Source organism: Caulobacter sp. LARHSG274, from assembly GCF_052871235.1.
Genome location: NZ_JBIXJO010000004.1, coordinates 61,709 through 73,568, shown reverse-complemented (window position 1 = coordinate 73,568; position 11,860 = coordinate 61,709). Strand labels below are relative to the sequence as shown.

Genomic DNA, 11,860 nt, shown 5'->3' with positions numbered 1-11,860 from the left:
TCAGGTCCCCGAGGCTGGAATTCGCCCGATCGTGGCCTTGCTGACTCCGAGGATGCGCGCCAGGTGATGGACGCCTCGGGGCCTTGGCGCGGGCTCGGCCTTCACGGGTTCGCGCCCGAGGCCATCTCGCCGAAGGCCTTGGCGCACCGCCGTGGTGAGCTCGGCGACCTGAGCGACTGACCGTGGCGGCGCATCATGGTGTGGATCACCCCCGACTGCCGTACCGCATTTCATCGATATAACCCAAGACGGCCGCGCCCCACCCGTCAGCCAGTAGCTTCGCGGACGTCTGCCCGCCCAGGAGGGGCACTGGATGGTGCTGGAGCCAGGCCAACGCATGCTCCTGTGATCCAAGAATGTCGGCCGACCGAGCCGCAATGTGGCTCAAGGTGCTGGTGAGCGCGCTCCCCGACAGCTTCTCCCCGGGCTTCAGCGCCAGTTCTTCCGAAAGCAGCTTATGCGACGACGGGTTTGAGATGACGCGCATGGTGGTCAATCCTTCCGGCCCTCCTCCGCTGCGTTGTCGGTTATCGCCAGGACCGGGCTGCCGACGTTTTCACCACGCGGCGTCGGTGTCACGCTGATGATGCGCAGATGGCATGATCTCGTGCCAGTCTCCAGCATCATGAGCCTGCGGCCGGCCCTGGTGCGCGCAGTCAACGCCATAGACCAGCGCCGGGGACGGGTGATCAGGGCGGACGGCGCCGCCGCCCAACAAGGCCTCCCTCCGTTCTCCCGTTTTGAACCGTGCCCGAACGCGTTATCCTTTGAGTGTGAGGATCGTTAGTGCCCAAACGCCACGCTCATCTGATGAAGCTAGAATCGTCTGGTCGGGCGCACGAGCGTGCGGTTTCGGCCGAGGATCGAGAAATCGCTGCTATTCTGGACCAGGCCGATCGCGACTGTGATGCGGGCCTTGGCCTCGCGGACGATGCGGCTCGATCGTTCCTAGAGCAAATGCTGGTGCGGGCTCGTGCGGCTGTCGGCCAGACTGATTTAGAGCCGGGTTGATCGAAACTTGGCTCGGGGGTTTCCGGCCGCACTTGGCCGCATCATCTGTCATCGCCAGGACCGGGGCGCCGACGGTCCACTCACGCGGCGGTGTCGCGCTGATGATGCATTGATGGCACCGTTCGCCGCCATGGCCGGATGTAGCGTCGCCGTTTTGACGACGTGGCGTCTACGTAACGCCGACGGCGCGTAGACGATTACACGACGTCGGCGTTACGTAGACGTATGTAAGCAACAAGTACCTGTAATCACTGATATTTTCGCTGCATTGAGGTCACCGCGCCAAGATCCGCGGACGGCCTTAAGTTGGATTGCGCGCTCCAGGGTCAGTCTTAAGTTGGGACCGCCAAGTTGGCAAAAATGCCCAACTGAGGGATTTCAACGCCTTAGCCGGCCAGCGTTAAGTTGGCCCCATATTTTGTGTCGTTGCAACTTAAGACGTACCCAATTGCAACTTAAGACCGTCAATAATGCGACGCGGTCGCAGATGGGTGTACTGCGCAGCTCACCGGGCTGGAGAAGCGGCGGTTGGTCGCTGTGCCTCCCGGACGGCGACGCTCAAGATTCTAGCTTAGTGGGTCAGCCCCATGGCGCACCGACATTATGTGTGGTCGCCGTGGTCCATGCAGAGCTTCGCCGCGCCTATCATCCGGTGGCGCTCATTCCATTCGAAGGCTCGAAAACCATCATTTATGAACGAAATGCGGCAATAGCGGACTCTCGGGCCGCTCTGGAATGACGACTTTCATTCCTTCTTCGCGGGATCGAGGCGAGCCAACAGGCGCCATTAAGCGCGGCTACCCCACCGCCGCGCCGAGCACCTCGTCGACCGCCATCAGCAAGCGATCCGCTTCGATGGGCTTTCCGAGGTGACGGTCGGCGCCGGCTTCGAAGCTGGCCCGCAGGTGTTCGGGCAGCACATTGGCGGTGAGCATGATGATCGGACAGGGGCGCTGGGCCAGGCGTCCCTGACGGGCTCGGATCTCCCGCGTGGCGCTCAGGCCGTCCATGACGGGCATCTGCATGTCCATCAAGACAAGATCGAACCGCTCGGCTGCGAAGGCGTCGACCGCCTGTCGGCCGTCGCAGACCGACACGACCTCGGCGCCGACCTCGCCGAGGATCAGTTCGACGACCTTGCGGTTGACCGGGTGATCCTCCGCCAACAGCACCCGCAGGACGCGGTCGTGCCGCGCCGGCGGCTCGGACGTTTCGGCGGTGGAATAGGCGGCCGCGAGGGGCAGTTGAAAGCCGAACGTGGATCCTTCGCCTGGCGTGGACGCGGCGGTCAAGTCGCCGCCCATGGCCCTGACCAGGTCGACGCAGATCGACAACCCCAGGCCCGACCCGCCGTAGCGGCGCGTGATCGAGTCGTCGGCCTGGGCGAACCGATCGAAGATGCGCACCTTGGCGACCTCGTCAAAGCCGATGCCGGTGTCGGAAATCGAAAAGCTCCAGCCCTGCTCGGAAGATTCCAGATCGAACTGCACGGCGCCAGCGTGCGTGAACTTCACCGCGTTGCTGAGCAGATTGCCAAGCACTTGCCGCAGCCGGACAGGATCGCCGACGACCCAGTGTTCGCCCACAGGTGCGCCGACCCCGTAGCTCAAGCCCTTGGCCTCGGCTACAGGCCGATGCAGTTCGCCGACTTCACGCGCCAGGCCCAGCAACTCGAAGGGTTCCTGGGCGATGTGCAGCGCGCCCTCCTCCAAGCGCGCCAGGTCCAGGACGTCGCTGAGCAAGGCCTCCAGCGTTCGCGCCGCTCCGGTCATGGCTTTGAGCAGTTCGGCCTGGTCGGGCGCCAGCGCGGTGCGCGACAGCACATCGCCGAGACCCAATATGCCGTTGAGCGGCGTCCGGATCTCATGGCTCATATTGGCCAGGAACCGCGTCTTGGCCTCGCTGGCCACGCGAACCTGGCTCAAGGCTTCCCGATCGGTGATGTCGCGAATGATCGCCCCGATGATGGTCCGTTCGTTGTCGCGCCATGTGGACAACGACAGGCTGGCCGGGAACTCCGATCCGTCCCGGCGCAGGGCGGGAACCTCGACCGCGCCGGCCATCGTCGGCCGTCCGCCGTTGCACAGCCTGGCGAAGCCGCGATCATGGCCGGCGCGCAGGTGCGGTGGGATGATCATGCGCAGCGGCTGGCCTAGAGCCTCGCGAGGGCCGTAGCCGAACATCGCCTCGGCGGCGGCGTTCCAGTGCATGATGATCTGCTGCTCGTCGACGATCAGCACCGCGTCGGAGGTTCCGGCGAAGAGTTGCGAAAGGAAGAGCTTCTCACGCCGCGTTTCCAGGCGCTCGCCGATGATCCGCGCCAGGATCTCAAGCTGGGCGAGCTGCGCCTCGGTGAAGGTGCGGGGATCACGGCTGGTGACGCAGACGGCGCCGACGACGTGGTCCTGTACGATCACCGGGGCGCCGGCATAGGCGCCGACAGAGCCGATATGGGCGAAGGCGGGATCCTGGGCGACATCCTCGACGACGAGTCGGCGCCCCGTCCTCACGATCCGGTCGCAGAAGGATCCGGCGCGGGCGGTCCGGCGCGGCCCCAGGCCGGCGGCCGCCTTGAACCAGATCTGCGCGGCGTCCGCGAAGATAACGAAGCCGCCATCGGACGCGGCCGCGCTGCGCGCCGCTTCGGCGATCAGGTCGAACGCCGGTTCGCACTCGGAGGCGATGAGCCCGAGGGACTGCAGAATCGCGATCCGCTGGCCCTCTTTGATGGCTTGATCCTGATCCAAGGTTTGTCCTCTCTGGGCGCGCAGTGTTCCCTGCCTGGCTTTACCGACCCTTGTTCGGTCGTGAGGTAGATTGTCGCAGCCTGACTTACCCTTGAAGCTCGATCCTTGCCCGGCACGCCCCTCAGATGACGCTCAGAGCTGCGCCAGACGCCGTCGTTGGCCCAACTCCAGAAACGCGACGTTCGCGGGTTAGGCGCAACCACTATCGCGCGCTGTTGAAGCGGCGAGCCATGTTCGCCTCGTGCGAATTGGCCACTCCCCTCGCCCATACTACTACGCTTTCGTCGCTCCTCGCCCCGCGTGAACAGCTCTTTCGCTGCTCCAGATTCTGGATGTTCAGTCATCGACCGGGTTTAGGCGTTCACGCCTTCGTGCGAACGCTCCATGGCGCGCTTGTAGGCGTCGCGGCCCGTGGTGCGGGCGAGATAGGCCTGTTCGGCGTCGCCGAGGGTGACGCCGCAGTTCCGTTGGCCCAGGTTCAGGGCGTAGGTCACAGAGATGTCGGCGGCCGTGAAAACCTCGCCCGCGAGATAGGGCGAGCTGGCAAGCCGTTGGCCGACCAGCTTCAGCCGCTTCTGGAACGACCGCAGACACCAGGTCGCGCCCCAGTTCTCCCGCTCGGCCTCGGGCGCGATGAAGCGGCTGACGACGACGGGCATCATCAGGGTCGCGAGGCCGGCTTCGCCAAGGTGCAGAAACTGCTGGTAGGCGGGGAAGGTCGGATCGTGCGGCGCGGGCGCCAGCGGCGTCGGCCCGTAGCGGGCCATCAGGTACTCCATGATCGCGATCGACTCGACCATGACGACGTCGCCGTCCTGGATCGCCGGGATGTAGTCGGCGGGGTTGACCGCCAGGAACTCGGGGTCCTGCTCGGCGGCCAGCATGTCCACCTGCCGCACGCGGTAGGGAAGGCCCATCTCCTCCAGCACCCAGACGACCCGGATCGATCGCGAGGTCTGTCCGCCCCAAACGGTGATCATGAACCGGCGCTTTCCTGGTGTGACTGAGGAATGACCGTAGCGGACCTTACACGACCCTGGCGCCACAGGCGACCGAGGTCCTTGCCCCACGACCGGACGTCGGCCCATGGGCGGGGTGCGGGCCTGCGCGCGCTCGGGGATGGACCATCGGCCCGTCGCCGCCAGCGGGTCGGCTCCTGGGGCGACCTGGGCCAGAGCCGGCGTGGAGAGGGCCACGAGGCCGGCGAGGGCGGAGGCCAGCAGGGAAACGGAGGGTCATGGAGCCCCTCTCGATCAGCGTTCGCGCTTGGCGAGGAATTCGCGCCTGGCGTTGGTGAAGTAGATCTTGTCGATCACCGACCTTGGCAGGGCCAGGCCCCGCGCATCGGCGTCGATGTCGTCGATACGCTGGGTTTCCCCGGTCGCCAGATAGGTCCAGTCCGACATCCAGTAATCGTGGGCGACCTTCTTGAATCCTTGGGCGTCGTCGCCGGGGTTCAGCGTCAGGTCGGTGCCATAGAGGATGCGGTTCTGATACCGGATGAAAAAGGCGCGCACTTTCGCGTAGTCGCGCACCGACTGGTACTGGACCTGAGCCATGCGGGCAGCCAGCTCGATCACCGCGTTCGGATGAGCGTCCAGGAAATTGGCCGCTTCATCGGTGCTCCATTCCAGGCTGGCCATGTGCGCGCCGACGAAGGCAAGCTTCGGATGGCGGGCCACCATGGCGTCGCGCCGGGCCATCAGGGTTTCGTAGCGCGGCATCTCCGGATGGAGATACATGTGATATTCCGGGTGCTCGCTGAAATAGGTCCTGTCGTTCTTGGTGGTCATCTGTTCGATCGGCAGCCAGCAGTTGCGCGGCTCGCCCTGGTGCGCGATCAGCGGAACGCCCTTCGCCGCCAGGTGATCGAAGACTGGGTCGAAGCCCTTGTCGTCGATGAAGATGAGCTGGCCGGCCGCGTCGCGCTCGACCATGCCGACGTTCTTCCAGACCTTGACCGCCAGGGCCCCTCGTTCGAATTCGGAGTCGAGATAGGCGTTGGTCCTGTCCGCCCAGCCGTCGCTCCCAAAGCCCTTCATCGAGAAGGTGGCGGCATAGTGGAAGCGCCTCGGATCGACCTTGGAGAAATAGCGGGCCGCGTCGGCCTGGAGGGCGATAGACGGGAAGGCCGGATAGTCGACATTGATCGACAGGACCTCGAAATTGTCGGCCGCCGCCTGGTCGAGGAAGGCCGGATCCTTGACGTTGACGTGGACGTGGGCGTCGAACTTCCGCACCCGGGCGAAATCCGCGACGCTGTAGGGCCCGGCGTTCGGGGCGGCCTCGGCCGAAAGCGGCGCGCATGCTAGCAGCGCCAAGGTCGCGGCCAGGGTGAGCAGCAAGCGCCTGTGGAGTCTCATGGCCATTCCCCTCTTGAAGCGCGGCACAAGCAACGAAATCGAAACTTAATCTTTCGGTTATGCTCCTTTTTGTTTGCCTTTTAAAAACGGCCTATGCAAGATCGTTTTTGTAGGCACGGAGAGGCTGCGCGTGATCACCAAACCGCTTGTGAACAGGCGCGGCCTGTTGGCCCTTTTCGGCGGGACGGTGCTGGCCACGGGGGCGCTGGGCGCGCGTCGGGCCTGGGCCGCGGCCGCGGTGGCGCGGGCAGGCGACTCGGTCCTGACGCTGGAGTTCGACGCCGCCCTGAACAGCCGGTTGGTCTCGAGCCTGGCCGGCCAGGCCGCGCCCCTGACCGATTTCGCGCCCTCCGAAACGGTGACGCTCAAGGGCGGCCGGGTGATCGACCGCTTCCTGTTCGCCGAACACCGCCAGGTCCCCGTCAGCGACATCCACGGCCCCGGCGTGCGCCACCTCGTGCGCGGCGTTTCGGCCGAGGGGCTGGAGAAGACCGTCAGCCTGACCTTTTACAAGCGCTATCCCGGCTTTCCGCTGATGACGGTCAGCTGGCGGCACACCGGCGGCGAACCGCTCGTCATCGAGCGCTACCGGATCGGCGCACACACCCTGAAGTCGTCGGGCGCGGGCTTCTGGTCCTGGTCGGGCTCCACCCACGCCGACCGCCGCGACTGGGTGCAGCCGGTGAAGGACGGGTTCGAGCAGGCCAACTTCATGGGCATGAACGCCTCCGACTACGGATCAGGCACGCCGGTCGCCGATGTCTGGCGGCCGGACGCCGGCCTCGCTGTCGGTCATGTCGAGCGGACGCCGAAGCTGGTCTCGCTGCCGATCGTCGCGTCGCCGGCCGGGGCGTCGGTGGCGCTGGAGGAGGAGCGGGCTGTGACCCTGAAGCTCGGCGACGCCCTGGTCTCTCTGGACGCCTTCGTCGCCGTACATCAGCGCGACTACTACGCCACGCTCGACACCTACCGCCGGGTGATGGCCGACCGCGGCCTGGCCGCGCCCAAGGCTCCGGAAGGCGCCTACGAGCCGATCTGGTGCGCCTGGGGCTATGAGCGCGACTTCACCGTCGCCGAGGTCGAAGGGACCTTCGGCAAGGTCAAGGAAATGGGGTTCAAGTGGGCCGTCCTCGACGACGGCTGGCAGACCAACGAGGGCGATTGGGCGCTGGATCCGCGCAAGTTCCGAACCGAGGCGGACATGGTCGCCTTCGTCAGGATGATCCGCGCCGCCGGCCTCAAGCCCAAGCTGTGGCTGGCGCCCCTGGCCGTCGATCCCGGCTCGGACCTGCTGCACGACCACACCGACATGCTGCTGCTGGACGCTGACGGCGCGGTGCAGAACGTGACCTGGTGGAACGCCTTCTATCTCTGCCCGGCCTACCCGCCGACCCGGGACTATACCCGCAAGCTGGTGCGGAAGATCGTCGGCGAATGGGGCTATGAAGGCCTCAAGCTGGATGGCCAGCACATGAACGGCGTGGCCCCGTGCCACAACCCGGCCCACAACCATGCGCGCCCCGAGGAGTCGGTCGAAAAGCTCCAGGAGTTCTGGAAGCTGGTCTACGACACCGCGCGCGAGGCCAATCCCGAGGCCGTCGTCGAGTTCTGCCCCTGCGGCACGTCCTACGCGTTCCACAACCTGCCCTATGTCAACCAGGTTCCGGCTTCGGATCCTCTGTCGTCCTGGCAGGTGCGCCTGAAGGGCAAGTCGCTGAAGGCCCTGATGGGTCGCGACGCGGCCTATGCCGGCGACCATGTCGAGCTGAGCGACGGCGGCGACGACTTCGCCTCCAGCGTCGGCATCGGCGCGGTGATCTCGACCAAGTTCACCTGGCCCAACGAGGGCCGAGGCAAGGACGCCAATTTCCGCCTGACGCCCGAACGCGAGGCGGCGTGGCGCAGGTGGGCCGACCTCTACAGCGCCAAGATGCTGCCCAAGGGCCAGTACCGGGGCGAGCTCTACGACATCGGCTTCGACAAGCCCGAGGCCCATGCGATCGAGAAGGACGGCCGGCTCTATTACGCCTTCTACGACCCGCAGTGGGACGGACCGGTCGAGCTGCGCGGCCTGGGCGAGGGCGCCTACCGCCTGACCGACTACTACAACGGTCGGGACCTGGGGACCGTGACCGCCAAGACGGCGCGTATCCCAGCGAAGTTCGAAAAATTCCTGCTGGTCGAGGCCGTTCCCGCGAAAGGCGGCCGCGCATGACCGACGCTCCCGTCGCTGTGGCCGCCGAGCCCGCCGTCGCGCCCCGGCGCTGGCTGTCCTTCGCGTTCCTGACCGTCGTCCTGTGGGGCGTGTGGGGCGCGTTCGCCGGCGTTTCGGCCCAGCGCGGCTTTCCAGAAACCCTGGTCTATTGCGTCTGGGCCATCACCATGATCGTGCCGGCCGGGATCGTCATGCAGCGGGAAGGATGGAAGCTCGACCGCGATCCGAGGTCGATCTTCTACGGCCTTCTGATCGGCCTGACCGGGGCCGGCGGCCAGATGATCCTGTTCTACGCCGTCTCCACGGGGCCGGCCTATCTGATCTTCCCGATCATCTCGTTGTCGCCGCTGGTCACCATCCTGATGTCCTTCGTCCTGTTGAAGGAGCGCACGACCAAGCTGGGGGCGCTCGGGGTAGTGCTGGCGCTGGCCGCCCTGCCCTTGTTCGACTTCTCGCCGCAGGGCTTTTCGTTCGCGCACGGCTCGACCTGGTTCCCGCTGGCCCTGGTCATCATGCTCTGCTGGGGCGTGCAGGCCTATTTCATGAAGCTGGCCAATACGCGCATGAGCGCCGAGAGCATCTTCTTCTACATGATGCTCAGCGGCCTGCTGATGGCGCCGGCGGCCCTGGCCATGACCGACTTTTCCAGGCCGATCAACTGGGGCTGGGACGGACCGTGGCTGGCGGCGGGCATCCAGGTGCTCAACGCCATCGGCGCCTTGGCCCTGGTCTACGCCTTCCGGTATGGCAAGGCGATCGTCGTCGCCCCCCTCACCAACGCCGGCGGCCCTCTGGTGACCGCGGTGATTTCGCTGCTCGTCGCCGGGGTCGTGCCCGGCGAGCTCAAGATGATCGGCCTGGCTCTGGCCGTCATGGCCTCGGCGCTGCTGGCCCTCTCCTAGGGCGCGCCTCACCTCCCCCTCCAAGCGGTCGCTGCCTGCAGCGGCCGCTCCTTTTTTCGCGCGCGAGGCGGACTAAAGCGAAATATCAATGTTTCGTTTTCATTGCTTTCATTGCGTTGCGTTTTGGGTTGCGCTAGGTTGGGCGGGTTCATCGAAAGGATTTTTCATGAAGGCGATGCTTGATCTGGTCGCCCGGCATAAGTCCGGTCAGGCGTGCGGCATCTATTCGGTCTGCTCGGCCCACCCGCTGGTCATCGAGGCGACTTTCGTCCATGCGCTGGAGGCCGACGTCGGCGTGGTGCTGATCGAGGCCACCTGCAACCAGGTCAACCAGGACGGCGGCTATACCGGCATGACGCCGGACCTGTTCCGCGACTTCGTCCACGCCATCGCCGACAAGGTCGGCCTGCCGCGCGAACGGATCCTGCTCGGCGGCGACCATCTGGGGCCAAACCCATGGACCGGCCTTAGCGCCGACGAGGCCATGGACAAGGCGGAGGTGCTGATCGAGCAATATGTCGCCGCCGGTTTCCGCAAGATTCACGCCGACTGTTCGATGTCGTGCACCGACGACCCGACCCCTCTGCCGGAAGACACCGTCGCCCGCCGCGCCGCGCGCCTGATCGGCGTCGCCGAGGCCACGCAACGACGCGTCGGCGGCGAGCCATGCGTCTATGTCATCGGCACCGAGGTGCCCGTCCCCGGGGGCGCGGCCGAGGACCTGCCCGAACTGGCGGTGACGACGCCGCAGGCGGCGCTCGGGACGATCGACGCCCACTGCGCCATCTTCGCGGCCGAAGGGCTCTCGCACGCCTGGCCGCGCGTCATCGCCGCGGTGGTGCAGCCGGGTGTCGAGTTCGATCACCACAAGGTCATCGATTATGACCGCGCCAAGGCCGCCGCCCTGAGCCGCGCGATCGAGGGCCAGCCACATATCGTCTTCGAGGCCCATTCGACCGACTACCAGACGCCCAAGGCGCTCAAGGCCCTGGTCGAGGACCATTTCGCCATCCTCAAGGTCGGGCCGGGCGTCACCTTCGCACTGCGCGAGGCCTTCTGGGCGCTGGACGCCATCGAGCGCGAATGGATCGGCGAGGACCGGGCCTCGCGCTTCCGCCAGGTCGCCGTCGAGCGCATGAAGGCCGACCCGCGCAACTGGGCGAAATATTATCACGCTACCGGCGCGGACCTGCAGTTCGACCTGCAGTACAGTCTGTCCGACCGGATACGCTACTACTGGCCCGATCCGCGGATCATCGCGGCCCAGGAGGTGATGTTCGCCAACCTGACCGACAACCGCCCGCCCCTGGCGCTGATCAGCCAATATCTGCCGGATGCCTACGCGGCCATCCGCAACGCCGGCCTGACGCCCAGCCCGGCCAATCTGGTGATCGCCCATATCGGCGCGACGCTGGACGCCTATCGCGCCGCCTGCACCGCCGAGCCGGAGCCCGCCTATGCCTGACGTCACCTATCTGGGCCTCACGGAGTCCGCCCTAAGCCAGGCAGGCGGCCTGTGGACCGCGCGCGAGATCACCCAGCAGCCGGCCATGCTGCGCGAGACCCAGGCGCTGCTGATGGCGCGCCGGGCCGAGATCGAGGCCTTTCTCCAGCCGCTCCTGGCCTTGCCGACGCTGCGCGTCATCCTGACCGGCGCGGGGACCTCGGCCTTCATCGGCCAATGCCTGGCGCCGGTCCTGGCGGCGCGACTGGGCCGCCGGGTCGAGGCGATCCCGACGACGGACCTGGTCTGCGCCCCGCAGCTCTATTTCGAAGCCGACACGCCGACCGTGCTGGTCTCGTTCGGCCGTTCGGGCAACAGCCCCGAAAGCCAGGCGGCCGTCGAGCTGGCCGACCGCCTGGTCAAGGAGGTGCATCATCTCGTCGTCACCTGCAACGCCGAAGGCGCGCTGGCCGGCTATGCGCAGCGGTCCCGCGGCCTGACCCTCCAGCTGCCCGAAGCCACGCACGACCGCAGCTTCGCAATGACGTCGAGCTTCTCGTGCATGACCTACGCGGCCCTGGCGGTCTTCAGCGGCGTCACGGTCATGGACGCCCGCGTCGACGCCATCGCGCGCGCCACCGAGAAGATGATCGGCGACTATGCCGGCGTCATGCAAGCTGCGGCCGCCGAAGGCTACGAGCGGGTCGTCTATCTCGGCAGCCACATCTTCCAGGGGCTGGCGCGGGAGGCGGGGCTGAAGCTTCTGGAGCTGACGAACGGCGCCCTGGTGACGATGTTCGATTCGCCGCTCGGCTTCCGGCATGGCCCGAAAACCATCGTCAACAGCCGCACCCTGATCGTCGTCTTCTTCTCGAACAACGCCTACACCCGCAGCTACGACCTGGACCTTCTCGGCGAGTTGCGACGCGACGGCGACGCCGCGCGCGTCATCGCCATCACGGCGCAGGACGGCGTGGGCCTGGCCAGGAGCGACGAACTGAGCGTGCAGGGACTGGAGACGGCCGACGACGCCGAACTGCTGTTTCCCTATATCGTGGCGCCGCAGATCTTCGCCTTCTTCCAGTCCCTGCGCCTGGGGCTGGCGCCGGACAAGCCCAACACCTCGGGCACGGTCAATCGCGTCGTCCAGGGCGTGCGCATCCACGAGCTGAGCTGAC

8 protein-coding genes are annotated in these 11,860 nt (G+C 66.3%); 4 read left to right on the top strand and 4 right to left on the bottom strand.

Features of this window, described 5'->3' with window-relative positions; all coding sequences use genetic code 11:
• Positions 1-205 precede the first annotated feature (205 nt).
• The 4 genes from ACIPQB_RS10540 to ACIPQB_RS10525 form a co-directional block, all read right to left on the bottom strand.
• A complete protein-coding gene (locus ACIPQB_RS10540) occupies positions 206-496 on the bottom strand; it encodes a hypothetical protein (RefSeq protein ID WP_446485177.1) in 291 nt (96 codons plus the stop codon).
• Between the two features lie 1,312 nt (positions 497-1,808).
• Positions 1,809-3,758: an ATP-binding protein gene (locus ACIPQB_RS10535; protein ID WP_446485176.1), complete on the bottom strand. Its 1,950-nt coding sequence runs from the start codon at positions 3,756-3,758 to the stop codon at positions 1,809-1,811.
• Positions 3,759-4,111: 353 nt separating this feature from the next.
• Complete coding sequence (locus ACIPQB_RS10530; RefSeq protein ID WP_446485175.1) at positions 4,112-4,738, bottom strand: glutathione S-transferase family protein; 627 nt, start codon at positions 4,736-4,738, stop codon at positions 4,112-4,114.
• A 273-nt stretch (positions 4,739-5,011) separates the two neighbouring features.
• Positions 5,012-6,121: an amidohydrolase family protein gene (locus tag ACIPQB_RS10525; RefSeq protein WP_446485174.1), complete on the bottom strand. Its 1,110-nt coding sequence runs from the start codon at positions 6,119-6,121 to the stop codon at positions 5,012-5,014.
• A 166-nt stretch (positions 6,122-6,287) separates the two neighbouring features.
• On the opposite strand from ACIPQB_RS10525, the gene ACIPQB_RS10520 reads away from it, so the two are divergent.
• The 4 genes from ACIPQB_RS10520 (at position 6,288) to ACIPQB_RS10505 (ending at position 11,859) form a co-directional block, all read left to right on the top strand.
• The gene (locus ACIPQB_RS10520; protein ID WP_446485173.1) at positions 6,288-8,336 is read left to right on the top strand and encodes a glycoside hydrolase family 36 protein; all 2,049 of its coding nucleotides are present in this window, start codon (positions 6,288-6,290) and stop codon (positions 8,334-8,336) included.
• The gene (locus ACIPQB_RS10515; RefSeq protein WP_446485172.1) at positions 8,333-9,238 is read left to right on the top strand and encodes an EamA family transporter; all 906 of its coding nucleotides are present in this window, start codon (positions 8,333-8,335) and stop codon (positions 9,236-9,238) included. The genes ACIPQB_RS10520 and ACIPQB_RS10515 overlap by 4 nt, the downstream gene beginning before the upstream one ends.
• A gap of 166 nt (positions 9,239-9,404) precedes the next feature.
• On the top strand, positions 9,405-10,703 hold the full coding sequence (locus ACIPQB_RS10510; protein WP_446485171.1) for a D-tagatose-bisphosphate aldolase, class II, non-catalytic subunit: 1,299 nt from the start codon (positions 9,405-9,407) through the stop codon (positions 10,701-10,703).
• Complete coding sequence (locus ACIPQB_RS10505) at positions 10,696-11,859, top strand: SIS domain-containing protein (protein ID WP_446485170.1); 1,164 nt, start codon at positions 10,696-10,698, stop codon at positions 11,857-11,859. Before ACIPQB_RS10510 ends, ACIPQB_RS10505 begins: the two co-directional genes overlap by 8 nt.
• Position 11,860 lies beyond the last annotated feature (1 nt).